This window comes from Methylobacterium sp. 22177, from assembly GCF_052045615.1.
Taxonomy (GTDB): Bacteria; Pseudomonadota; Alphaproteobacteria; order Rhizobiales; family Beijerinckiaceae; genus Methylobacterium; species Methylobacterium radiotolerans.
Map to the genome: position 1 here is coordinate 206560 of NZ_JBQEPK010000001.1, position 23892 is coordinate 230451.

General features: G+C 72.0%; 16 protein-coding genes. 10 read left to right on the plus strand and 6 right to left on the minus strand.

Annotated features, from left to right (window positions below; genetic code table 11):
* Positions 1 to 3: 3 nt before the first annotated feature.
* From ACTJK8_RS01080 to ACTJK8_RS01100, 5 genes are all read left to right on the plus strand, one after another.
* Positions 4 to 975 (plus strand): DUF1839 family protein, encoded by a 972-nt coding sequence (locus ACTJK8_RS01080; RefSeq protein ID WP_024827825.1) that lies wholly within the window; start codon positions 4 to 6, stop codon positions 973 to 975.
* Between the two features lie 8 nt (positions 976 to 983).
* Positions 984 to 3419: a glycosyl hydrolase 2 galactose-binding domain-containing protein gene (locus ACTJK8_RS01085; RefSeq protein WP_440761382.1), complete on the plus strand. Its 2436-nt coding sequence runs from the start codon at positions 984 to 986 to the stop codon at positions 3417 to 3419.
* Complete coding sequence (locus ACTJK8_RS01090; RefSeq protein ID WP_440761383.1) at positions 3409 to 5187, plus strand: alpha/beta fold hydrolase; 1779 nt, start codon at positions 3409 to 3411, stop codon at positions 5185 to 5187. The genes ACTJK8_RS01085 and ACTJK8_RS01090 overlap by 11 nt, the downstream gene beginning before the upstream one ends.
* The gene (locus ACTJK8_RS01095) at positions 5184 to 6467 is read left to right on the plus strand and encodes a hypothetical protein (protein WP_012317214.1); all 1284 of its coding nucleotides are present in this window, start codon (positions 5184 to 5186) and stop codon (positions 6465 to 6467) included. The genes ACTJK8_RS01090 and ACTJK8_RS01095 overlap by 4 nt, the downstream gene beginning before the upstream one ends.
* A 64-nt stretch (positions 6468 to 6531) precedes the next feature.
* Positions 6532 to 7356: an alpha/beta hydrolase gene (locus tag ACTJK8_RS01100; protein ID WP_059408244.1), complete on the plus strand. Its 825-nt coding sequence runs from the start codon at positions 6532 to 6534 to the stop codon at positions 7354 to 7356.
* 76 nt (positions 7357 to 7432) lie between these two features.
* On the opposite strand, the gene cydB is transcribed toward ACTJK8_RS01100, so the two are convergent.
* Together cydB and ACTJK8_RS01110 are read right to left on the minus strand one after the other, a co-directional pair.
* Positions 7433 to 8446, minus strand: a complete 1014-nt coding sequence (gene cydB / locus ACTJK8_RS01105; RefSeq protein WP_012317216.1) for a cytochrome d ubiquinol oxidase subunit II — start codon at positions 8444 to 8446, stop codon at positions 7433 to 7435.
* A gap of 5 nt (positions 8447 to 8451) precedes the next feature.
* Positions 8452 to 9894 carry a cytochrome ubiquinol oxidase subunit I gene (locus ACTJK8_RS01110; protein ID WP_012317217.1) on the minus strand — a complete coding sequence of 481 codons (1443 nt, stop codon included), beginning with the start codon at positions 9892 to 9894 and terminating at the stop codon, positions 8452 to 8454.
* Positions 9895 to 10079: 185 nt separating this feature from the next.
* Between ACTJK8_RS01110 and ACTJK8_RS01115 the strand changes: the two genes are divergently transcribed.
* Positions 10080 to 10892 (plus strand): universal stress protein, encoded by an 813-nt coding sequence (locus tag ACTJK8_RS01115; RefSeq protein ID WP_070998304.1) that lies wholly within the window; start codon positions 10080 to 10082, stop codon positions 10890 to 10892.
* A 71-nt stretch (positions 10893 to 10963) separates the two neighbouring features.
* On the opposite strand, the gene ACTJK8_RS01120 is transcribed toward ACTJK8_RS01115, so the two are convergent.
* Together ACTJK8_RS01120 and ACTJK8_RS01125 are read right to left on the minus strand one after the other, a co-directional pair.
* A complete protein-coding gene (locus ACTJK8_RS01120; protein WP_440761384.1) occupies positions 10964 to 11917 on the minus strand; it encodes a substrate-binding domain-containing protein in 954 nt (317 codons plus the stop codon).
* Between the two features lie 36 nt (positions 11918 to 11953).
* Positions 11954 to 13660, minus strand: a complete 1707-nt coding sequence (locus ACTJK8_RS01125) for a methyl-accepting chemotaxis protein (RefSeq protein ID WP_440761385.1) — start codon at positions 13658 to 13660, stop codon at positions 11954 to 11956.
* 1609 nt (positions 13661 to 15269) lie between these two features.
* On the opposite strand from ACTJK8_RS01125, the gene ACTJK8_RS01130 reads away from it, so the two are divergent.
* Complete coding sequence (locus ACTJK8_RS01130; protein ID WP_024827816.1) at positions 15270 to 15989, plus strand: sensor histidine kinase; 720 nt, start codon at positions 15270 to 15272, stop codon at positions 15987 to 15989.
* A 25-nt stretch (positions 15990 to 16014) separates the two neighbouring features.
* Here the strand turns inward: ACTJK8_RS01130 and ACTJK8_RS01135 are convergent, their stop codons facing one another.
* Together ACTJK8_RS01135 and pucL are read right to left on the minus strand one after the other, a co-directional pair.
* On the minus strand, positions 16015 to 17499 hold the full coding sequence (locus tag ACTJK8_RS01135; RefSeq protein WP_024827815.1) for a methyl-accepting chemotaxis protein: 1485 nt from the start codon (positions 17497 to 17499) through the stop codon (positions 16015 to 16017).
* A 455-nt stretch (positions 17500 to 17954) separates the two neighbouring features.
* A complete protein-coding gene (pucL, locus tag ACTJK8_RS01140) occupies positions 17955 to 18797 on the minus strand; it encodes a factor-independent urate hydroxylase (RefSeq protein ID WP_440761386.1) in 843 nt (280 codons plus the stop codon).
* A 172-nt stretch (positions 18798 to 18969) separates the two neighbouring features.
* Between pucL and ACTJK8_RS01145 the strand changes: the two genes are divergently transcribed.
* The 3 genes from ACTJK8_RS01145 to ACTJK8_RS01155 are packed head-to-tail and all read left to right on the plus strand — an operon-like array spanning position 18970 to position 23881.
* Positions 18970 to 19809, plus strand: a complete 840-nt coding sequence (locus ACTJK8_RS01145) for an FAD binding domain-containing protein (RefSeq protein ID WP_440761387.1) — start codon at positions 18970 to 18972, stop codon at positions 19807 to 19809.
* Positions 19806 to 22541 (plus strand): molybdopterin-dependent oxidoreductase, encoded by a 2736-nt coding sequence (locus ACTJK8_RS01150; RefSeq protein ID WP_440761388.1) that lies wholly within the window; start codon positions 19806 to 19808, stop codon positions 22539 to 22541. The genes ACTJK8_RS01145 and ACTJK8_RS01150 overlap by 4 nt, the downstream gene beginning before the upstream one ends.
* Positions 22541 to 23881, plus strand: a complete 1341-nt coding sequence (locus ACTJK8_RS01155) for an NCS2 family permease (protein WP_024827812.1) — start codon at positions 22541 to 22543, stop codon at positions 23879 to 23881. Before ACTJK8_RS01150 ends, ACTJK8_RS01155 begins: the two co-directional genes overlap by 1 nt.
* Positions 23882 to 23892 lie beyond the last annotated feature (11 nt).

Sequence of the window (23892 nt, forward strand, 5' to 3'; positions counted from 1 at the left end):
GCGGTGACCGCCGCTCTGCGCCTGCCGGTCGGTCTCGGAGCCGCGGGACCCCACGTCCCGCACCCGCTCCACGATTCCGGCCGCGACTGGCCGGAGACGAACTGCTACGTCGACCTCTGGATCGAGCTCCTGCACGGCCGCGGCCTCGTGCCGGAGGCGATGCTGGGCTTCACCCTGCGGCAGGATTTCGAGGGCGACCAGTTCACCTTCTTCAAGCCGCCGACCGGCGATATCGAGCGTCTCTACGGTCTGGAAGTGCTGGAACTCGCGGTCTACGGCGGCCTCGAGAACCACGCGGAGATCCAGGCCGCCGCCGGCCGGCCGGTCCTGGTCGAAGTCGACGCGATCTACCTGCCCGACACGCAGGGGACCACCTACGGCCGCGAGCACGGCAAGACCACGATCGGCATCCTGGCCCTCGATCCGGCGGCCCGGGAACTCGATTACCTGCACAATGCGGGTCGTTTCCGGCTCTCGGGGGACGATTACGGCGGCATCTTCGGGCCGGCGACGCTGCCGCCCTATGCCGAGTTCGTGAAGACTGTCGCCCCGCCGCTCGGCACGGCCGAGCTGCCGACGGTGGCGCGCGAACTGCTCGTCCGGCATCGCGCACGCGCACCCCGGCGCAACCCCGTCCTGGCGTTCCGCGACGCCCTCGCGGCGACCGCCGGGGATCTGGTCGTCCGGCCGCTCAGCGTGTTCCACGCCTACGCCTTCAACACGACGCGCCAGCTCGGCGCCAATTTCGAGATGCTCGCCAGCCATCTCACGTGGCTCGAAGACCGGGAGGCCGGCGGATTCGCGCCGGCCGCCGCGGCCGCGGCGGATCTGAGCCGCGAGGCCAAGGCCTTCCAGTTCCAGCTCGCCCGCGCCTTCCACCGCCGCTCGGCCGACGGCTTGGCGCCGCGCCTCGACCGCCTCGCTGCGACCTACGACCGCGTCTTCGCGGATCTCGACCGCGCGCTGGACCGCTGAGCGCCGCGATGGCCCGCATCCGCAGCCTCGACGACCGGGCGCCGGAGGTCCAGCTGGGGCCGTGGCGGCTCGCCGTGACGCCGCCGGGCGCCTGCGCGGGCCCCGGCGACCTCGACGGGGTCACCGACTGGATCGCGGCCGAGGTTCCCGGCACTGCCGCGTCCGCCCTGCGGGCGGCCGGACGCTGGAGCGAGGCGACGCCGGAGCCGATCCACGATCACGACGTCTGGTATCGGACACGCATCACCGGTTCCGGCCCGGCCCGGCTGCGCTTCGCGGGTCTCGCCACGATCGCCGAGGTCTGGCTCGACGGCGTCCCGCTCCTGTGCGTGCGCTCGATGTTCGAGGAACACGCCGTCGACGCGGTCCTCGGCGACGTCTCCGATCTCGTCCTCTGCTTCCGCGCGCTCGGGTCGGAGCTCGACCGTCCGGCCAAGCGCGGGCGCTGGCGGCCGCGGATGATCACGCCCGGGTCGCTGCGCCATGTGCGCACGAGCGTCCTCGGCTTCATGCCGGGCTGGTGCCCCGGGATCGACCTCGTCGGTCCCTACCGCCCGCTGACAGTCGAGCCTGTCCGCCCCCGCGCGAGCGCCGCGGATGTGCGTTCCACGCTCGACGGCGACGTCGGGCGCCTCGCCGTGCGCTTGCGGGTCGACGGGCCGGTCGGCCCCGTGATCCTCCGGTGCGGCGGCGAGGAAACCCCGCTCGCCGCGGTCGAGCCGGGGCTGTTCGCGGGCGAGCTGGCGCTGCCGGGCATCGCGCCCTGGTGGCCGCATACTCACGGCGCGCCGAACCTCCACCCGGTGGAGATTCGCGTCGACGGTGCGCGGATCGACCTGGGCCGCGTCGGCTTCCGGACCCTGTCGCTCGCGCGGCCCTTCGAGGAGGGCCTCGCGCTGGCCGTGAACGGCGTGACGGTCTTCTGCCGGGGTGCCATCTGGACGCCGCCGGACCTCGTCGGGCTGGGCTCGGACGGCACTGAGACGCTGCTCCGGCTGGCGCGCGAGGCCGGCATGAACATGCTGCGCGTCCCGGGGACGACGCTCTATCCGGCCCCGGACTTCTACGACCTCTGCGACGAGCTCGGCATCCTGGTCTGGCAGGATCTGATGCTCGCCAACTTCGACTACCCGCACGACGATCCGGCCTTCGCGGCCGCGCTCGAGCGCGAGCTGTCGGCATTCCTCGACCGGACGCAGACCGCACCGTCGCTCTGCGTGGTCTGCGGCGGCAGCGAGGTCTGGCAGCAGGCGGCGATGCTCGGTGCTCCGCGCCCCGTCTGGGCCGACACCTTCTGCGCGGAGACGCTTCCGCAACGCGTCGCGGAGCGGCGCCCCGATCTCGTCGTGACGCCGAACTCCCCCTCGGGTGGCGACTTGCCCTTCTCGCCGCGCGCGGGCTGCACCCACTATTTCGGCGTCGGCGCCTATCGTCGTCCGCTCGAGGATGCCCGCCGGGCCGAGGTCGGGTTCGCCAGCGAGTGCCTCGCCTTCGCCAACCCGCCGGATCCCGGCACGCCGGGGCCGACCGGGCCGGCCGATCCGCTCTGGCAGGCCGGCATCCCCCGGGATCGGGGTGCCGACTGGGACTTCGAGGGGGTGCGCGACCATTACGTCGCCGCGCTCTACGGCGTCGATCCGGCCGCGCTGCGCGCCGACGACCCGGACCGCTACCTCGATCTCGGCCGCGCCGCGGTGGCCGAGGTCATGGAGGCGACCTTCGCGGAGTGGCGCCGCCCGCGCTCGCCGACGGCCGGCGGCCTCGTCCTGATGCTGCGCGACCTCGCGCCGGGCGCCGGCTGGGGCGTGATCGACTGGACGCAGCGGCCGAAATTCGCCTGGTACGCGCTGAAGCGCGCCTTCCGCCCGGTCCAGGTCCTCCTCGCCGACGAGGGCCTCGACGGCCTGCACGTCCACGTCCTCAACGAGACGGCCGCGGCGCGGGCGCTGACCCTGACGCTGACCTTCTGCGATGTCGCGGGCCGCGTCGCGGCGCGCGCCGAGCGCGACCTTCTGGTCGGCTCGCGGGCGGCGCTCACGCTCACCTCTGCCGCCCTGCTCGGCCGCTTCTTCGACGCCACCGACAGCTATTGTTTCGGACCGCGCATCCACGATCTCGCGCACGCGCGGCTGAGCGACGCCGACGGGCGCGCGATCGCCGAGAGCTTCTACTTCCCCGGCGCGCGGCCGGTCGACCAATCGGCCGTCGGGCTCAGGGCCGAGCCGGTGGCGACCGGGGCAGGACCGGGTCTGCGGATCAGCACCGAGCGCTTCGCCCTCGGCGTTCAGGTTCTGGCCCCCGGAGCGCGGCCGGATGACAGCGGCTTCCATCTCGCGCCCGGGTCGAGCCGGATCATCAGGTTCGCGGAAGCCGCCCGGCTTCCGCGCGGGTGCGTGCGGGCGATCAACAGCGGCGAGATCGTGGACTTCGGTCATGACAGGTGAGGTCCGGTCCGAGGCCGCGGTGCCGGTGACGTTCGAGGGGCTGTTCGGGTGGCTTCATCCGGCGGCCGGGATGCGCGGCGTGGTCCTCTGCGGGGCCTACGGATTCGAGCAGATGGCCGCGCATCGGCCCTGGCGCTCGCTGGCCGAAGGCCTCGCCGCGGCAGGTTGCCCGACGCTGCGCTTCGACTATCCGGGCGAGGGGGACTCGGCCGATCCCGGGGAGGCCCGGGTCGATGCCTGCGTCGCGGCGGTCTGGCGGGCGGTCCGCTTCCTGCGCGCGACAACCGGCGTCACCGAGATCGTCGTCGTCGGCCTGCGCCTCGGCGCGACCTTCGCGGCGCTGGCCGCAGAGGGCGAGGCCGTGGACCGCCTCGTCCTGCTGGCGCCGGTCACCACCGGACGCGCCTATCTCCGCGAGATGCGGCTGCGGGCGCAGACGATCGGCCGCCTGCCGGACGGGTCCGCCCCGGCGCAGGACCCGGATTGCCTCACCGTCGGCGGCTTCCGGATGGAAGCCGCGTTCCTGGCCGATCTCGCCGACTTGAATCTCGCGCGGCTCCGGCGGGCGCCTGCCGGACACGCGCTGCTCCTCGCGGCCGAGACCAAGGCGCTGGCCGCCCGCCTCGGCGCCCTCGGTTGCGACGTGGCGACGGGCGCGTTCCCGGGTCTCGCGGCGCTCGTCGCCGACCCGATCTTCTCCGATGTCCCGGACGCGGACTTCGCCCGCGTGATCGGCTTCGCGACCGAAGGCATGCCGGTCGCCGGGCCGCGATCCGGCGGCACCGCCGCCGTCGGCCGGCTCGCGAACGGTCTGACCGGGCCGGGCTGGGCGGAGGTGCCGGTCCGCTTCGGCCACGGCCTGCTCGGCATCCGGTGCCGGCCGGACCGAGGGGAGGGAGCGGCGCCGACGATCCTGTTCGTCTCGACCGGCATGAGCGTGCATTCCGGCTGGGGGCGCCAGACCACGGATCTGGCCCGGCGCCTCGCCGCTGAGGGGGTCGCGTCGTTCCGGTTCGACCTGCGCGGCATCGGCGACAGCGACGACCGGTCGGACGGCCGCAAGCCCCTCTTCGCCGCGGACGGCTTCTCCGACGTCGCGGCGGCGATCGACGCGATCGCCGGAACGGGCGGCCCGATCCTGCTCGTGGGCGGGTGCAGCGGCGCCTACGCGGCCTTCCACGCGCTCTGTCGGGACCGCCGGGTCGACGGGGCGCTGCTGCTCAACCTCTACTGCTTCGACTGGGATCCGGATCAGGACCTCGACCAGGTCATCCGGCAGACCTTCGGCAGCGCGTCCACCTACGCGGCTCTGCTCAAGCGTGGTGCGACGTGGCGCCGGCTGATCCGCGGCGAGATCCGGGTCCTGGCGATCGCCGCCGCCCTGGCCCGGCGCGGAATCGTGGCCGCGTTTCGCAGGATCCGACGGGCTCTCCGCCCCGGACCGCCCGGGGGCTCGCCCGCCCGGCGGATCGCCGCCCTGCGTCGCAGGGGGGCCGAGATGCGCCTGCTCTACAGCGCGGGCGACCCCGGGCTCGCGGCCGTCCGCCGCCATCTCGGACGCTCGCCCGGCGCAGCGGACCGCCGCGTCGGCGCACCCGTGACGGTGGTGCCGGGCGTGGACCACAATTTCGGCTCCCGCGAGGCCCAGGCCCGCGTCACCGAGGCGCTGCTCGATCTCCTGCGGGCTGTCCGGCGCGCCCACGCGACGCGCGTCACCGCGGCCGCCGCCCCGCCGCGAGGCGAGCTGACCCTGGCGGGCCGGACGTGACCCGGCTCACGCGCCGGTCGGCCCTCGCCCTGGCGGCGGGCGCCCTCGCGTCCGGTCGCGCCGCCGCGGCCGAGCCGCTGCACCGCTGCGAGGCGCTGATCGACTCGATCGGCGTCAACGTGCATCTCGGCCATCGCGGCAGCCCCTACGTCGACCGCTTCGCCGCCTGCGCCCAGGCCCTCGACGAACTCGGGATCCGGCACCTGCGCGACGACATCGTGCTGATCGGTGACGAGCCGGCCGGGCAGTTCGAGCGGATCGCCGATCTTGCCGACCGGGGCTACCGCTTCAGCCTGATCTTCTACGACGGGCTCACGCCCGGGCCGCGGGTGCCACCCGAGCGCTTCGCCGAGATCGCCGGCTGGGCCGGCGACGGGCTCCTCGTGGCGGAGGGCGGCAACGAGCCGCCGGTAGCGGCGCGGCCGGGCCTCGCACGGCTGTCGGCCGATCACCAGGCGGCCCTGTTCCGCGCGGTGCGGGCGGATGACCGGGCCCGGGCCGTCCGCGTTGCCGGACCGAGCTACATCCAGGGCAACGTCGCGGCGGCGCAGAACCTCGCCGCGGTGGTCGACCTCGCGAACATCCACGCCTATCCGGGGGCCGAGCACCCGGAAACCGACGGTGGGGGCAGCCTCGCGCGCTTCGTCGCGGCCGCGCGCCCGGTCTTCGGTGACGCGCCGGTGATCGCGACCGAGAACGGCTATCACACGGCGCTCGCCACCGGCAGCGCCCACCTGCCGATCTCGCCGGGCCTGCGCGCCCGATACCTCCCGCGGATGCTGCTCTGGAGCTACCTTCAAGGTGTGCGGCGGACTTACCTGTACGAGCTGATCTCCAGTTTCGACCGCGGCGACGCGGATCCCGAGAGCCGTTTCGGCCTCCTCGCCCACGATGGCCGGCCGACGCCCGCCTTCGCGGCGGTGCGCAACCTCGTCCGGCTGTTCGGCGCCCCCGCCGCGGAGATCGCCGCGGTTCCGGCCGACCGCGACGTCACGCTCGCCGCCCCCGTTCCCGATCTCGTCACCGCGCGCTTCGCGCGGCGGGACGGGGCGACGCTCGTCCCGATCTGGCTCGGCCTCGACGGCTGGGACCGGCGCGGCCGGGCAGCGCGGCCGGACATGCCGGCGCGCACCGCAGAGCTCTGCCTGTCACGGCAGCCCCGGCGGGCGCGCCTCCATCGCTTCGACGACGACGGCGCCGTGAGCGTGGTGGATCTTCCCGCGGGCAGGCGGGTGCCGATCCCGGTCACGGACCGCCTCGGCGTCGTCGAGCTGACGTAGAGCGACCGCCCACGCGGCCCGTTCAGAGACGCGCCTGAACTCCGACCCGACGGAGGCCGAGTCCATGCTGAGCTACCTGGGTGACACGATTGTCGGCCTGACCCTCGCGGTCCTGAACGCGCTCGCGCCGCTGGACGTGCACGTCGACAAGGGCGTCCCCTACGCTGCCGGGAGCGAGCACCGGGCCGACATCTACCGGCCACCCGCGGGGAAGCCGCGGCCGGTCGCCGTGTTCCTGTACGGCGGCGGGTGGCGGACCGGATCCAAGGACGAGGTCGCCTATGTCGGCGCGGCCTTCGCGCGCAGGGGTGTCGTCGCGGTCATCCCCGAGTACCGCCACGTCCCGGCGGCGACCCTCCCCGACATCCTCGCGGACAACGCCGCCGCGGTCGCCTGGACCATCGCGCACGCGGCCGCGTACGGCGGCGATCCCGCCCGCGTCACCGTCGTGGGGCATTCCTCGGGGGCCTGGGCCGCCGCGATGCTGGGTCTCGACCGGACCTGGCTCGACAGGGCCGGCTCCAGTCCCGCGAAGCTCGCCGGCATCGTCGGTCTGGCCGGGCCCTACGCGACGTCGGCTCTGACCGATCCGCTGGATCGCCAGGTGTTCGTGGGCAGCGACCCGGCTCTGCAGCCGATCAACCACGCCGCGGGTTCCCATCCCGCGATGCTGCTGGCCACCGGGGCGGCGGATCTCGACGTCAACCCTGCCGGAACCCTCGCGCTCGACCGCGCGCTGCGGGGCTTCGACGGCAAGGAGACCGTGAAGATCTACCCCGATCTCGGCCACGGGCAGATCGTTCACGCGATGAGCTTCCCGTTCAATCTCCGGTTCTCGGTCGCGGACGACGTCGCGCGCTTCGTCAAGGGCGCCCACGCCGGCCCGTGACCCGGAGCGCGAGTGGGCGGGGATCGGCGCGGCCCGCGCCGATCCCCGCCGCCCACGCCCGCGACGGGCCGCGGCCTCAGTGATAGCCCGGCGCGCCCGCCGCGACCTTGCCGCGGAACAGCCAGTAGACGTAGCCCGTGTAGGCCAGGACCATCGGCACCAGGACCACCGCGCCGGCCAGCAGGAAGGCTTGGCTGCTCGGGTGGGTCGCCGCGTCCCAGATCGAGATCGCGGGCGGGACGATCATCGGCCACAGGCTGATCCCGAGCCCGACATACGACATCAGGAACAGCCCCAGGGCGCAGAGGAACGGCGTCACCTCGGCCCGTCGATCGAGCGCGACGAAGAAGCGCCACGCCAGCAGCGCGACCAGAGCCGGCACCGGCGCGGCCAGGGCGAGGTTCGGCCAGGACAGCCAGCGCGCCCGGAACGCCTCGCTCAGGATCGGCATCGCGGCCGAGACGACCACGATGGCCGCCAGGGTGACGAGGCCGAGCCGGCGCGCGAGCCGGTAGGCCCGGAGCTGGAGGTCGCCCTGCGTCTTCCAGATCAGCCAGCAGGCGCCGAGCAGGCCGTAGCCGGCCACGAGGGCGGCGCCGGTCAGCACCGAGAACGGCGTCAGCCAGTCCCACCAGCCGCCTGCGTAGGCGCGGCCCTCGACCCGGATGCCCTGGACCAGGGCGCCGAGGCAGATGCCCTGGCAGAAGGTCGCCACGTAGCTGCCCCACGAGAAGGACCGGTCCCAGGTCCGCTGGCTCCCGGGCGAGGCCGCGCGGAACCGCATCTCGAAGGCGACGCCGCGGAACACCAGCGCCAGGAGCATCAGGATCAGCGGCATGTAGAGCGCCGGCAGGATCGTGGCGTAGGCGAGCGGAAACACCGCGAAGAGCCCGCCGCCGCCGAGGATCAGCCAAGTCTCGTTGCCGTCCCAGACCGGCGCAACGGTGTTGACCATGACGTCCCGGTCCGCCTTGCCGCGGACCGCCGGGAACAGGATGCCGACCCCGAGGTCGAAGCCATCCATCACCACGTAGAGGAAGACCGCGGTGGCGATGAGGAGCGCCCAGATGAGCGTGAGATCGAGGGACATCGGGACTACTCCGCGGGCTGCGCGAGGGGGCGGCCGGCATCCTGCGCGCCGGCGACGAGGGCGGGGGCGGGCGTGATGCCGGCGGTGCGGATCGGCTGTCCGGGCGGCGGCCCGGGCTCGTGGGCATGCGGCGCTTGGTTGAACAGGTGCAGGAGGTACCAGATGCCCGCGCCGAACACCGCGAGGTACACCGCCGCGAAGGCCGCCAGCGACGCCGCGACGGCCGGGGCCGCCACCGGGGACACGCTGTCGATCGTGCGCAGCGCGCCGTAGACCGTGAAGGGCTGACGGCCGGCCTCCGTCACCGTCCAGCCGGCCGTGACGGCGATCAGGCCGGACGGTCCCATGCCGACGGCGAAGCGGTGCAGCCAGGGGGTGTCATAGAGCCGCCCCCGATGGCGCAACCACAGCGCGGCGAGGCCGAGGGCGATCATCAGCAGGCCGAGGCCGACCATGATCCGGAACGACCAGAAGACCAGGGGGAGGTTGGTCGGCCAGAGGTCGCGCGGCATGTCGTTGAGCCCGCGGACCTCACCGTCGAGCTCGTGGGTCAGGTAAAGGCTGGCGAGGCCGGGAATCCCGATCCGGTCGCGCACCTCACCCGCCTCCGCGTCCGGCCAGCCGAACAGGATCGCGGGGGCCCGGCGCTCCGTCCGGAAGTGCCCCTCCATGGCCGCGACCTTGGCGGGCTGGTGCGCGTAGGAATTGCCACCGTGCAGGTCGCCGATCACAAGCTGGGCCGGCGCCACCGCGGCGGCCATCCACATGGCCATCGAGAACATCAGCCGGGCCCGGGGATTGGCCCGGTCCCGCAGCAGGTGCCACGCGCCCACGGCGCCGACGATCATCGCGGTGGTGAGGTAGGCGCCCGTGACCGTGTGGGCGAAGCGGTAGGGGAAGGACGGGTTGAAGACGATCGCCCACCAGTCGGCCGGGTTGAAGCGGCCGTCCGGCCCGACGACGTGGCCGGTGGGCGTCTGCATCCAGGAATTGGCCGAGAGGATCCAGAACGCCGAGGTCAGGGTGCCGACGGCGACGAGGCAGGTCGCCAGGAAGTGCAGTCCCTTGCCGACCCGTTCCAAGCCGAACAGCATGACGCCGAGGAAGCCGGCTTCCAGGAAGAAGGCCGTGAGCACCTCGTAGCCGAGGAGCGGCCCGAGCACCGGCGCCGTCCGGTCGGCGAAGACCGACCAGTTCGTGCCGAACTGGTAGCTCATGACCAGGCCCGACACGACGCCCATCGCGAAGGCGACGGCGAAGATGCGGAGCCAGTAGCGGTAGGTGTCGAGATAGACGGCCTTGCCCGTCCGCAGCCAGAAGCCTTCGAGCACGGCGAGATAGCTCGCGAGCCCGATGGTGAAGGCCGGGAACAGGAAGTGCCAGACGACGGTGAGCGCGAATTGGGCTCGCGCGAGGTTGACTGCACTCGGCAGTTCGAGGGCGGACATCGCGGTCTCCAGGGGGGACAAACGCGGCAGCTCTGCCGCGGCCCGGACGCGGACGCGTTGATTCAGCTCAAGGCCGGGGCCGCGATTCTGAGCGCGGCGAGGCGATTGCGCTGGATCAAGGCCGCCGCTCGCGCGTCCGCCGACAGTGGCGCGGGGGTTCGGTCACGGCCCGCGAGGAGACCGCCATGTCCTACGCCAACATCTTGGTATCCGTGGATTTCGCCGAGGCGACGGCCGACCGCGTCCGGCTCGCGGCCGCGCTGGCGCGCCGCTTCGACGCGACGCTGACCGGCGCCGCCGCCGCCGAGGTGCCGGCGCCGCTCTTCGCCCACGACATCCGGGATGCGCAGGCCCAGTACGAGCGCTCGAAAGCGAAGATCCTGCAGGAGGTGGAGCGCGCGGAGGCCGTCTTCGCCCGCTGCGCCGGCGCGGCGCCCCGCACCGCCTGGCGGGGCGGCACGGAGCGGTCGTTCGCCCATCTCGTTGAGCGGGGCCGCGCCGCCGACCTGATCGTGGTGGGCGGGGCCGGCGAGACCGAGATCGATCCGAGCCCGTTCGGCGTGGCGGTCGCACCCGTCCTGATGGAGGCGGGACGCCCCGTCCTGGTCGTCCCGCAGCACCATGCCGGGGAACCGGGCCGCCGGATCGTCGTGGCCTGGAAGGATACGCCGGAGGCCCGGCGGGCGGTGTCGGGCGCCCTGCCGTTCCTGCGCTCCGCCGGCCAGGTCTTCGTCGTTACGACCGGTCAGGGCGCCCGTCTCGAAGGGGCCGAGGAGGTCGCCGCCCATCTCAAGCTCCACGGCGCGGCGGTCACGACCCACCTGCTGACCACGGCGGTGAGCGACGGGGAGGAGATCCTGCGCTTCGCCCGCGAGCAGCAGGCCGACCTGATCGTCATGGGTGCCTACGGCCACTCGCGCCTTCGGGAATGGGCTTTCGGTGGCGCTACCCGCGACATCCTGCAGGCGAACAGTCTCTGCTGCCTGATGGCGCATTGATGGGCTGAACCGGCGCGGCGGCCGACCGAATCGTCGACCAGCCGCCCGAGGCTTGCCCGGGCGGAGCGGTCCTAGCGCGAGAAATGGGTGGTCGACATGCGGTCCGTGACGAGTTCGGACGGCACCCAGTCGTATTGCGGAACCGGCTCGCGCCGGATCAGTCCCAGAGCGTCGTCGATCGCGCGACGGCTCTGGGTGCCGGCGTCTTGGTAGATCGTCACGGCGAGGCGCTTGTCCTGCATCGCCTGCATGCCGTCCGCAGTTGCATCCGCGCCGCCGATGAGGATTCGGCCTACGGGGATCCCGGCCGCCTCGATCGCATCGGCGGCGCCGAGCGCCATCTCGTCACTGCCGGCGGCGATCGCATCGATGCCGATGCCGCGGGCGATCCACCCGCCGACGACGACCCGCGCCGACGCGCGGCTTCCATCCGCGGTCGTCTCCGCGACGAGACGGAGGCCCGGGCTCACCGAGAGCACCTCCCCGGCGCCCCTCTGGCGGAGCACTGAGCCGGGGTCGGAGAGGCTGCCCGCGATGATCGCGACGCGCCCGGCCCCGCCCAGCATCTGGGCGAGCTTGCGCATCTGCAGGCGCCCGGCAACGAGGTCGTTCGGAACGACATGCGTGACGCGTCCGGCAAACCAGTCCGTGCGCGGGCCCTGGCCGATGAGGACCAGCGGGACATCCATCCCCAGGGCCAGCCGGGTGATCTCCTCGCGGGCCGTCGGGTCGACCGGCATCACCACGAGGGCGTCGACCTTCTCGGCGATGAACCGCCGCGCCTGCGCGATCTGCACCTCGCCCGCATCTTCGGGCGCGTAGGCGAAGCGGGCGGCCACCCCGCGCGCCTGCGCCTGCTCGCCGAGGCCGTCGTGCAGGCGCCGGGCGAGGGCAGGCGGCGGCATCAGGATCGCGATGGTGGTAGCCGAGGCCGGCAGCGTCCAAGCCACGAGGACGAGGACGAGGGCTGCCCTCCGGAGCGACCGGCCGGTGAAGCGGCCGCGCACCCACACGGTCCAGGTCATCAGGCCTGTTCCGTCCCGCTCGCCGCGCTATGCAATTCAGGCCGCACGAAGGCTCTCCAAGATGCCGGCGATCTCGTCGCCGAGACGCGCGGCGTCCTGCTTCAGGCTCTCCGCCGCGGTGAGCACGGCGGTCGCGGCCGGATCGACCGTCTCCGGCGTGTCGGCGACGCCCGCGCTGTCGGTGTCCAACTGGTCGGTGCCGTCGGCCGCCGCCGCGATGCTCTGCGCGATCTCCCGCGCGGCCGCGCCCTGCCGCGCCACGGCATCCACGATGGCACGCGCCGCGCGGCTCATGCCCTCGATCCGCGCCGCGACGCCCGCGATCGCTGATACCACCTCCGCGGTGGAGCCGCGGATCTCGGCCACGTGCTGGCCGATGGTGTCGGTGGCGTCCTTGGTCTGCGCGGCCAGGGCCTTCACTTCGGAAGCGACCACGGCGAAGCCGCGGCCCGCGTCGCCGGCCCGCGCGGCCTCGATCGTGGCATTGAGCGCCAGAAGATCCGTCTGAGCGGTGACCTTCGCGAGGAGGCGGACTCCGTCGCCGATCCGGTCCGCGACGCCGCTGAGCGCCCGCACACGGGCGGTCGACTGCTCCGCCTCCGCCGCGGCTGTCTCGGCCAGGGTTGCGGCGGCCTCCGCCTGCGCGCCGACCTCGCCGACCGCCGCGCCGAGCGCACCGGCGGAGTCGGCGACCCGCCGGACGCTGGATCGCGTCTGCGCGAGCAGGGCGTTCATCATCGTCGATCGACGTGCCGTCTCGCAGATCGAACGGCCGACGCCGTCGGCGGTGCCGCGCAGCGCCGCGGCGCTGGAACTCACGGTCTCGACGATGCCGGCGATCGCGCTCTCGACCCGCACGGTCGCTTCTTCGACCACGATGCGGCGCTTCTCGCCCTGACTTTGCAACCGAGCAGCCTCCGCTTCGCGCCGCCCCGCGTGCCGCAAGGTCTCCTGAACGGCTCTCGTCGCGGCCGCCATGACGCCGAGTTCGGCGGGACGCGACGTCGAAGGGATCGAAACCGTGAGGTCGTTGTCGGCCAGTCGCTGCAGGGCTGAGGCCAGCGCGGTCATCGGGTGCGCGACGCGGCGCAGGGCGAGACGCATCAGCCCCAGGGCAGCGAGGGCGGCGCCCCACGAGCCGATCGCGAGCGCCAGACGATAGGTCGTGCCGGCGGCGTCGACAGCATCGATCAGCGCCGTGATCCCTGCCTCGTGGTCGCTCAGCACCGCGTCGGCCGCCTGCGTGAAGGCCGCCGCGTCGGCCTGCGACACTGTCATCAGGACCGTCTCGGCGAGATCGCGCTCCCCGGCTCGGTCGAAAGCGGCTGCTTCGGCCTCCGCGGTCAGGAAGTGCTGCCAGGCTTCCCACAGACCTTGCGCCCGCTTCCGCTCATCCGCCGTCCGGACGGTCGGCGCATAGGCGCTCCAGGCCCGTGTGAATGCGTCGCGCACCTGCGCAGTCCGGGCGGCCTCGTCGCGGCGCGCCTGATCGGTCGATGCGGCGTGCGCCAGATGGTCGAGCGCGCGAAGTTCCTGAGTCAGCTGCTTCATGGTGCCGAGAAGCCTGACAGCTTTGATCTCTCTGACCAGAGACCGACTGGAGGAGTCGATGGTGCCGAATTGAAATGCCGAAACGCAACCGAAAGCGAAGGGAATACACAACAACGAGGCCGTGAAGCCGATCACGAAGGACCTGAAACCCAAATCATAGTGATAATTGCGCCGAATAGGGAAAGAAACCATAGATGCGGTCCGAGGCATGACCTCGAGACCGCGTCTATTTTACGAGCCGCAGAAAATCAATCGCTCACGACAATTACACGCGTCAGCGCGACAGATCGAATTCACGAAAATCGAGATTATTTATCGAAAGTTATCATGTTTTCACTTCGAGCAGGCGCGCATCTAATGTATCTCGACCGCCCGCTTGACCATCAGAGATCAATATCGATGGGCAGCAGTGTTGAGACGCGCGATGTCGGGAGCCGGGCAACTGGGCGGCGGTCGAGCTGGATGTGCTGTCCCGCTTCACCGTACCGAACGAGAACGACTCGGCGGTACTGGTGCGCCTCGCGGAGACCGTGACTGGAACGGAACCGGTCACCGGCCTCGCTCGTCAGCGCGCGGTACGCGCGGAAGTGCAGGCCGGACCCCTCTCTGTCCCCTCGCGGAAGGCCTGAGCCCAGGTCGGGAGCACGGGGCATCCGCTCCCCGGTCCGCGGGCGGTGTGGACGCACCCTGTGGCGCGCCCCCGGAGCGGACGCGTCGACGGAAGAATCTTGCCAGCGATCATCGCGGAGCGCCGCCGCGACGAGGGCCCGATCAGAGCGGCTTGGCCTGCTGGGCGCGCAGCCACAGCAGACCGGCGACGCCCATCCAGGGACAGACGAAGACGATGAAAGCGACCAGTCCCATGGGACCTCCCGGCAGGGCGCAGTGAACGTCAGGAAACGCTCGGGGATTTTGCCGGATCCCGCTCAGCGGACGCGGCGCGGGCTTGCCGCGCCATAGCGATCAACTCCGAGGCCGTGAGGCTTCGGAGCGGTGGCGGTTCGGGAAGGAGGGCGGGTCCCGGCGGGCGCGGTGCAGGCGGAAGGGCGGCCGAGCGCCCGGGCCAGAGCCGCTTCAGCCGTCCCGCCTTCCGCAAGCTACGTTCCGCCACGCATCTGTCTCCCGCGCATCAAAGGCGGTCACGGGTAGGCGAGGGCTTCGGAGATGGTTAGCGGGGCCGAAACAAGGGTCGGACGCCGGCCCGGCGTCGGGCGTATGCGAGCCCCCCTGGGCAGGCGCACCCGTCGCCCTACCGCTCACGATTTCGCGTCTCTCGGCGGATCGGCCGGATCGCGCAGGGTGCGGCCGTAGCCCTGGATTCTCACGCAACCGGCGCTCGCTCGTCGGCGGATTTGCAGGACCAGGAGTATCGAGAGGCCGGCGCGTCGGGCCCAAAGGGCGTCGCCAGTGCTTCTTCAGCGAAGGTCACGTCGTCGCCGGGCATACCCGATGTTACCGCGAGCATTCCGGTGCGTCATGTTGGCGCGATGCTTGCCACGTTGTTCGGAGGTCTGAGAATTCTGGACCAGCTGGAAGAACCATCGCCGGTCCGCGTGCCCTGATCGGATCAGGCTCCGGCAACGCGGTGAATAGCTGCGCCGATCGTCCGGGCTCGCGGCCTAGCCGGCTGCCGGTCCCGCATGACTCTGACGCGTCGGCCCGTGTTCAGATCGGCTGGTCTGGTGCCGGCCTCGCCGGTCCGGTTGAGCAAAAATCTCCGGCCTGTGATGCTGGCGCAGGACCGTCACACGTTATCTGAGGTACACGAATCCTCCCGGCTTTCGGCGCTGAGAGAGCGAATATGGCAGAGCCTGAAGCAACGGACGCGCGCCTCGCGCAGCTCGAAGCGGACAACGCCCGTCTGCGCCGCCTCCTGGACGAGACCGGGACACCGGACGGTCTGCGTCACGGCCTGCGCGACACGTTGGCGATGCTGCGGGCCGTCCTGCGGCTCTCCGCCGAGACCGCGGAGACCGTCGACGGCTACGCGACGCACCTCGAAGGTCGGCTCGATGCTATCGCGCGCGTGCGGGTCGCGGCCGACACCTTCGGCGAGGTCAGCCTGCACACGCTGATCTCCGACGAGTTGATGGTTCACCTGATCCGCGAAGGCGAGCAGGCGACGCTGGAGGGCCCGTCCGTGCGCCTCAGGCCGAAGGCCGCGCAGCTGATGGCCCTGGCGGTCCACGAACTCTGCAGCAACGCGGTCGAGCACGGCGCCTTCGGTCTCTCGAAGGGCGGTGTCGACGTTACCTGGGCGGTCGCGGGGGACGGGACGAGCGCGCCCGGAGACTTGACGCTCGTCTGGAAGGAAACGGGCGGCACGGGCGTCACGCCGCCGAGCCGGCGCGGCTTCGGCATGCAGGTGCTCACCGAGATGTTGAGCTACGAGCTGCGCGCGACCGTCGCGCTCGCTTTCGAGCCCGACGGGTTGCGCTGCACGGTCGACTGCCCGCTGATCCCTCGGATCGGGCGCTTGGTCGAGGACGAGCGCGCGGACGAAGGCGCCGAACCGCCCTGAGCCGGCGTCGACCGCCCGGATCGCCTCACCCGAAGGCCCGGGCGGTCTCCCGGACCTGCCGCGCCGCTCGGTCCGCCCGGCCGCTCGCCTGCGCGATCGTGGTCATCCCGCCGGAAATCGCCGAGACGTCCTCCGCGGCGGTCTGCATGCTGCCCGACATCTCGCGCATCACCGCGGATTGCTCCTCTACCGCCGCCGCGATGGTCGACGAGACCGCGTTCAATGTCCGGATCGTGCCCTGGATCGCGTCGATGGCGTCGACGGCTTCGCGGGTCGCCGCCTGGGTCGAGGCGATCTGGTGGCGGATCTGATCCGTCGCGCGGCCGGTCTGCGCCGCCAGAATCTTCACCTCCGACGCCACCACCGCGAAGCCGCGACCGGCCTCGCCGGCGCGGGCCGCCTCGATGGTGGCGTTGAGCGCGAGCAGGTTCGTCTGCGCGGCGATGCCGGAGATGAGGCCCAGAACCTCGCCGATCTGCGCGGCCTGGTCGCTGAGGCCCGTCACGATCCGGCCGGTGCGCTGCGCCTGCTCCACGGCTTGCCCGGCCGTCTCGGCGGCGTGGCTCACTTGCTGGCTGATCTCGTCCACCGAGGCCGACAGCTGCTCAGCGCCGGTGGCCACCGACCGGATGTCGCCGGACACGCGGCCCACGCGCGCGACCGCCGCGTCGGCTTGCCGGGTCACGTCCGCCACGGCGTCGCCGATGGCGTCCAGCTCCGCGCCGATGGCGCGCTGCGCGGCGGCGCGCTGCTGCCGTTCGTGGACCTGGGCGGTGATGTCTGTGGCGAACTTGACGACCCGGACGGGCCGTCCATCCGCGTCCGTGATCGGGTTGTAGGTCGCCTGGATCCAGATCTCGCGACCGCCTTTGCCGGTGCGCCTGAACGCGCCGGACTGGAACTCCCCTCGCGCGAGTGCGGCCCAGAACATCCGGTACTCCTCGCCGACGCGCTCCGCCTCGCCGACGAACAGGCTGTGATGCCGACCGACGATCTCGTCGAGCCGATAGCCCACGGCGTCGAGGAAATTGGCGTTGGCGGTCAGGATCGTGCCGTCGAGCGAGAAGGCGATCACCGCCTGCGAGCGGTGCAGCGCGCTGATCTGCCCTTCGAGATCGAGGGCGCGGAGCTTCTGGTCAGTGATGTCCGTGGCGAACTTGACGATCTTCACCGGCTTGCCGCTGGCGTCGAGCACCGGGTTGTAGGAGGCCTGGATCCAGACCTCCCGTCCACCCTTGGCGAGCCGCTTGTACTCGGCACTGGCGAAGGTGCCGCGTCGCAGGCTGTCCCAGAACTCCCGATAGGCGTCGCTCCCCAGCTCGGACGGCGGAACGAAGAGGCTGTGATGCCGGCCACGGATCTCCTCGAGCGTGTAGCCCACCGTCGCCAGGAAATTCGGGTTCGCGTCGAGGATCGTGCCGTCCAACGCGAATTCGATCGTGGCCAGGGACCGGCTGAGGGCCGCGAGCTTGGCAGCCTGATCTCTCCGAACCTTCGCGCCCTCGAACATCGATTCCTCCGCATCCCGTGATGAGGGTGCGGCCGAAACGCGCACCTGGGCGGTCAGATCAAGATCTTCTTGACCGAGTCCGCCTTCTATCGGGCTGGGCGACGTCAGATGTCTGTCGAGGCCCTGCTATAGCGATGTCTGGCATAGGACGACACCGTTGCGCGGCCGTTAAGATGGTTCGCCTCCTGACCAAAAAGCGTGGAGTGGGACGATGCGTGCAGCGATGTTCGATAAAGACCACAAACACAGCTGTAAGGCGCAGCGAAACAGCCTTGATCAAGGGCGCCACTATTTTAGGTTGTGTGTGGCCGACGCCACCCGGGAGGCCTTCCGGCCCGCCTTTGTAGGATCTGCGCGAAGCGCCGCATCTCGCCCGGCGACGCCGCACGATGACGTGCGGAGTCCGGTCGGTCCGACGCGCCCGCCGCGGGACGAGGCCGGCGTCGGTGCCCGCGTCAGCCCGTCCGGCCGATCGTCGCCTCGATGCGGCCGTAGGGCTCGTCGGTCGGCAGGAAGACCGTGCCCGGGTTGTCGAGGCCGAACGGCGCGAGGTCGATCGGCAGGTAGTGCTTGTTGGGCATGACGAAGCCGATCTCGGCCAGTTCGGGGACGGCGGCCAGGGCCGCCTCGCCCATCCGGTACATGCTGTCCTGAATCCCGCGGCTGTAGGTGGTGCCGAACACAGTCAGCAGCGTCGCGAGGATCCGCGCATTGGCCGCGCCGTGATCCTGCGGGGCCGAGTCCCAGGTCCAGGTCGCGTCCATGCTGGTGGCGGCGATGCGGTCGGTCGTGTCTGCCAGGGTCCGGTACTGGTCCGCCACAAAGCCCGTCCAGCCCGACTGCGTGGTCTTCATGAAGGTGTACCCGCGCAGACCGGAGCGCAGGGTCGAGCCGCTCCGATCGGCGGTGAGACCCGCGAAGCCGGCGCCGTTCCCGTCGCGCGTGAAGGTATGGCCGTGCGGCGCGTCGGCGATCGCGTGCCGCAGCCAGCGGACCTCCTCCGCCTCGATCGCCACCGTCTCGACCTGGGGATAGGTCTCGAGCAGCACCCGCGCGACCGCGGCGACGAATCCCTCGGCGTCGAGTGCGAGGTTCCGCGCCGCGGTGACGTTGACGATGTTCCGGATGCTGTCGGTGGCGATGGAAGCGCGGTTGTCACCCCCGGTCCAGGCGGCCTCGAAGCGCCCGGTCAGCATGACCGACAGGGTCACTTCGCGCGGCGTGTGGTGGTCGCCGTCACGGGCGAGGCGCAGCACCCGGACCCGTTCCTTGCCGTACCGCGATGCCGTCAGGGCCATGGGGATCTCCGACCGGACCGTCGCCGGCCATCTCACGCAAATCTGATTCATCCTAGGCCGACGCGCGTGGGGGCGCCAAGGTTCGAACGTGTCGGTGCGGCTTGACCGAGGCCTCATGGAAACCGGCATAGTGCAGGGCCGGGCCGAACCGGCCTCGGACCGGCGAGCGGGCATGGACCTCCACACGATCGAGACCGTCGTCCGGCCGAAGAAACGTTCCGAGCTCCCCGCCTGGGCGGACGGCGATGCCTGCTTGGGGGGCGGGACGTGGCTGTTCTCCGAGCCGCAGGTCGGGACGCGGCGCCTCGTCGACCTCGCGGCCCTGGAATGGACTCCGCACGCGATCGACGCGCACGGCCTCACCCTCGCGGCGACCTGCACCATCGCGCAGCTCGACCGGCTCGAGCTGCCGTCGGGCTGGAACGCGGCGCCGCTTGTCGGCCAGTGCTGCCGCGCCCTGCTCGGCTCCTTCAAGATCTGGAACGTGGCCACGGTCGGCGGGAATATCTGCCTCGCCCTCCCGGCCGGCCCGATGATCGCCCTCGCGACGGCCCTGGACGCCACCTGCACGATCTGGTCCCCAAACGGAGCTGAGCGCACCGTCTCCATCCTCGACTTCGTCCTCGCGCCGCAGCGGAACGCGCTCGCGCCGGGGGAGATCCTGCGGAGCCTGTCGATGCCGGCCGCCGCACTCGCGCGGCGCACGGCCTTCCGCCGCGTCAGCCTCAGCCCGAACGGCCGCTCCGGCGCGCTGCTGATCGGGACGCGCGGCGCGGACGGCGCGTTCGCGCTCACGGTCACGGCCTCGGTCAAGCGGCCGCTCCGCCTCGCCTTCGAGGGGCTTCCGGGTCGGGCCGAGCTGGTGCGGGCGCTCGACGACGCGGTCCCGGAGGCCCTCTACCATGACGATGTTCACGGGCGGCCCGACTGGCGCCGCCACATGACCCGTCACTTCGCCGAGGAGATCCGCGGGTCGCTCGACGCGGCGCCGTCGCCGGGAGCCGCGTCATGAAGCTCACGATCAACGGTGCCGCGCACGAGGGTGCGCCGCGGGCGGGGCAATGCCTCAGGACCTACCTGCGCGAGGCCGGATGGTTCGGCGTGAAGAAAGGCTGCGACGCCGGCGATTGCGGCGCCTGCACGATCCATCTGGACGGCGAGCCCGTGCACAGCTGCCTGATGCCGGCCTTCCGCGCCGAGGGGCGGAGCGTGACCACCATCGAGGGGTTGGCCGGTCCCTGCCGTGCCGACGCGGCCGAGCCGACGTCGCTCCACCCGATGCAGGAGGCGTTCCTGGCGGCCCAGGGCTTCCAGTGCGGCTTCTGCACGCCCGGCATGATCATGACGGCCGCGAGCCTCAACCAGGGCCAGAAGCAGGATCTCGGCACCGCCCTGAAGGGCAATCTCTGCCGCTGCACCGGCTACCGGGCCGTGCGCGAGGCCATCGTGGGCGGCACGCATCCGGTCGAGAGCGGGGCGTGCGGCGATCCCGTGGGCCGCAACCTCGCGGCGCCGGCCGCGCCGCTGGTGGTGTCCGGGCGCGCCCGATTCACGATGGACCTGCCGCCCGGCGACACGCTCCATCTCAAGGTGCTGCGCTCGCCGCACGCCCATGCCCGGATCGTCGCGGTCGACGCGTCGGCGGCCCGCGCCGTGCCGGGCGTGGTCGCCGTGCTGACCCACGCCGACGCACCGCCGCGCCGGTTCTCGACCGCCCGCCACGAGGATCCGCGGGACGACGCCTCCGACACGCGGGTGCTCGACCCGATCCTGCGGTTCGTCGGCCAGCGCGTCGCCGCCGTTGTGGCGGAGACGGAGGCGGCCGCGGAGGCCGGATGTCGCGCCCTGCGAGTGACCTACGAGGTCCGACCGGCGCTCCTCGATCCGGAGCGCGCCCTCGAGGCCGACGCGCCCCGCGTTCACGACCCCCGCGACTGCCCGGGCGAGGACGCACCGCCCCTCGGGCGCCATCCCAACCTCGCCGGAGAGGTGCACGGCGCCGTCGGCGACGTGGACGGGGGCTTCGCCGAGGCGGACTTCGTCTACGCGGGGACGTTCCGGTCGCAGCGCGTCCAGCACGCTGCCATGGAGACCCACGGCTGCATCGGCTGGTGCGCCGAGGACGGCCGCCTGACGCTGCGCACCAGCACCCAGGTGCCGTTCCTGACCCGGGACGCGCTGGCGGACCTGTTCGGCTTGGAGAAGGACGCGGTGCGCGTCGTCTGCGCCCGGGTCGGGGGCGGCTTCGGCGGCAAGCAGGAGATGCTGACCGAGGACCTCGTCGCCCTGGCGGTCCTGTACACCGGGCGGCCCGTGCGCTGGGAGCTGACCCGCGAGGAGCAGTTCGTCGGGACGACGACGCGCCACCCGATGCGGGTGGACGTGAAAGTCGGCGCCCGCCGGGACGGCACCCTCACGGCGCTCAGCCTCGATGTCCTGTCCGAGACCGGCGCCTACGGGAATCACGCGGGCGGCGTGATCCACCACGCCTGCCACGAGGTGCTGGCCGCCTATGTCTGCCCGAACAAGCAGGTGAGCGGCCGCGCCGTCTACACCAACACGGTGCCGGCGGGGGCCTTCCGGGGCTACGGGCTGAGCCAGACGATCTTCGCGCTCGAATCCGCCCTGGACGAGGTCGCCCGCGGAGTCGGCCTCGACCCCTTCGCCCTGCGACGGCGCAACGCCGTCAAGCCGGGCGACGCCATGGTGTCGAACAGCCTGGAACCGCACGACGTGATCTTCGGCAGTTACGGGCTCGACCAGTGCCTGACCCTGGTCGAGGAGGCGCTGCGGGCCGATCCGGGCCCCGATCCGGAGGCCGGCTGGCGCGCCGGGACCGGCATGGCCATGGCGATGATCGACACGATCCCGCCGCGCGGCCACCACGCCGACGCGCGGGTCAGCCTGGACGCCGACGGGCACTTCACGGTGCGCGTGGGGACGGCGGAGTTCGGCAACGGCACCAGCACGGTGCATCGGCAGATCGCCGCATCGGCGCTCGGTGCCGCGCCGGAGCGTGTCCGCATCGCGGGCGCGGATACGGATATCGTCGGACACGACACGGGCGCCTACGGGAGCACCGGCACCGTGGTGGCGGGTCTGGCGACCCTGCGCGCGGCCGAGGCGCTCGCGTTGCGAATTTGCGCGCGGGCGGCGGAGATCGCGGGCGCGCCCCCAGCTTCGTGCCGCCTGAACGGGGAGCAGGTCGAGACGCCGGCGGGGCCGGTGACGCTGGCGGCGGTCGGTCCCCTCGACGCGACCGGCCGGGCTGACGGCAGCCCGCGCTCGGTGGCGTTCAACGTCCACGCCTTCCGTGTGGCGGTCGACCCGGTCAGCGGCGCGGTGCGGATTCTCAGGAGCGTCCACGCCGCCGATGCCGGGCGGGTGATCAACCCGATGCAGTGCCGCGGTCAGGTCGAGGGCGGCATCGCGCAGGCGCTCGGCGCAGCTCTCTACGAGGACGTCCGCATCGCCGCGGACGGGAGCCTCGTCACGCAGACGTTCCGCGACTACCACATCCCCGCCTGCGCCGACGTGCCCGACACCGAGGTCCTGTTCGCCGACACCCACGACAGCGTCGGCCCCCTCGGGGCCAAGTCCATGAGCGAGTCGCCGTTCAACCCGGTGGCGGCGGCGCTCGGCAACGCCATCCGGGACGCGACCGGGGCCCGCCTGACCGCGACTCCCTTCACGCCCGACAGGATCTACCGGGCCGTGGCGGCCGGCCGGGCCGGGCTCCCGTGATGGATCGCGCGCGGGACACGATGCCGACGGCGAAGCCGGGTTTCCTGGAGCGGACCTTCCGCCTCGCCGAGCACGGCACCAGCGTGCGCACGGAGCTGCTGGCGGGGCTGACCACCTTCCTGACGATGGCCTACATCGTCTTCATCAATCCGAGCATCCTGGGGGATGCCGGCATGCCGCGCGGCGCGGTGTTCGTGGCGACCTGCCTCGTCGCGGCGCTCGGCTCGCTGATCATGGCGCTCTACGCCAATTACCCGATCGCCCTAGCGCCCGGGATGGGGCTCAACGCGTACTTCACCTACGTGGTGGTCCAGCAGCTCGGCTACAGCTGGCAGGCGGCCCTCGGCGCTGTGTTCATCTCGGGCGTGTGCTTCCTGATCGTGACGCTGACGGGCCTGCGCGCGCTCATCGTCGACGGGATCCCGCGATCCATGCGCATCGCCATCACGGTGGGGATCGGCCTGTTCCTGGCGATCATCGCGCTCAAGAACGCCGGCCTCGTCGCGGCGAGCCCGGCGACCTTCGTCACGCTCGGCGACCTGCACAAGCCCGAGGCGATCCTGGCGGTGATCGGCTTCCTGATCGTGGCGGTCCTCTCCGCCCGGAAGGTCCGGGCGGCGCTGCTCTCCAGCATCCTCACCGTCACGGCATTGAGCTTCATCTTCGCCGGCAACACCTTTCAGGGCATCGTCTCCCTTCCGCCCTCGATCGCCCCGACGCTGTTCGCCCTCGACATTCCGGGCGCCCTCTCCGCGGGCCTGCTCAACGTGATCTTGGTCCTGTTCCTGGTGGAGCTGTTCGACGCCACCGGCACGCTGATGGGCGTGGCGAACCGGGCCGGGCTACTGACCGACGGGCGGATGCGCCGCCTCGACCGGGCCCTGATGGCCGATTCCGTCTCGGTCTTCGCGGGCTCGCTCCTCGGCACGTCGAGCACCACGGCGTATCTGGAGAGCGCCTCCGGCGTCGAGGAGGGCGGCCGCACCGGGCTCACGGCCGCCACCGTGGCGGTACTGTTCCTCGCCTGTCTGTTCTTCGCGCCCCTGGCGGGCGCGGTGCCTGCCTACGCCACGGCGCCGGCCTTGTTCTACGTCGCCTGCCTGATGCTGCGCGAGCTGACGGAGCTCGACTGGGACGACCTCACCGAAGTCGTGCCGGCCTGCGTCACAGCCCTGCTGATGCCCTTCACCTACTCGATCGCCACCGGCGTCTCGTGCGGCTTCATCACCTACGCCGCGCTCAAGCTGTTCGCGGGCCGCGCCCGGGAGGTGAAGCCGATCGTCTGGGTGATCGCCGCGGTCTTCCTGTTCAAGTTCGTGGAGACCGGCGGCGCGCATTGACGCCCGCGCGG

Coding starts and splice junctions, on each gene's coding strand:
- ACTJK8_RS01085 (WP_440761382.1), top strand. CDS start 984: ATGGCCCGCATCCGCAGCCTCGACGACCGGGCGCCGGAGGTCCAGCTG.
- ACTJK8_RS01090 (WP_440761383.1), top strand. CDS start 3,409: ATGACAGGTGAGGTCCGGTCCGAGGCCGCGGTGCCGGTGACGTTCGAG.
- ACTJK8_RS01100 (WP_059408244.1), top strand. CDS start 6,532: ATGCTGAGCTACCTGGGTGACACGATTGTCGGCCTGACCCTCGCGGTC.
- cydB (WP_012317216.1), bottom strand. CDS start 8,446: ATGTCCCTCGATCTCACGCTCATCTGGGCGCTCCTCATCGCCACCGCG.
- ACTJK8_RS01110 (WP_012317217.1), bottom strand. CDS start 9,894: ATGTCCGCCCTCGAACTGCCGAGTGCAGTCAACCTCGCGCGAGCCCAA.
- ACTJK8_RS01115 (WP_070998304.1), top strand. CDS start 10,080: ATGTCCTACGCCAACATCTTGGTATCCGTGGATTTCGCCGAGGCGACG.
- ACTJK8_RS01120 (WP_440761384.1), bottom strand. CDS start 11,917: ATGACCTGGACCGTGTGGGTGCGCGGCCGCTTCACCGGCCGGTCGCTC.
- ACTJK8_RS01125 (WP_440761385.1), bottom strand. CDS start 13,660: ATGGTTTCTTTCCCTATTCGGCGCAATTATCACTATGATTTGGGTTTC.
- ACTJK8_RS01130 (WP_024827816.1), top strand. CDS start 15,270: ATGGCAGAGCCTGAAGCAACGGACGCGCGCCTCGCGCAGCTCGAAGCG.
- ACTJK8_RS01135 (WP_024827815.1), bottom strand. CDS start 17,499: ATGTTCGAGGGCGCGAAGGTTCGGAGAGATCAGGCTGCCAAGCTCGCG.
- pucL (WP_440761386.1), bottom strand. CDS start 18,797: ATGGCCCTGACGGCATCGCGGTACGGCAAGGAACGGGTCCGGGTGCTG.
- ACTJK8_RS01145 (WP_440761387.1), top strand. CDS start 18,970: ATGGACCTCCACACGATCGAGACCGTCGTCCGGCCGAAGAAACGTTCC.
- ACTJK8_RS01150 (WP_440761388.1), top strand. CDS start 19,806: ATGAAGCTCACGATCAACGGTGCCGCGCACGAGGGTGCGCCGCGGGCG.
- ACTJK8_RS01155 (WP_024827812.1), top strand. CDS start 22,541: ATGGATCGCGCGCGGGACACGATGCCGACGGCGAAGCCGGGTTTCCTG.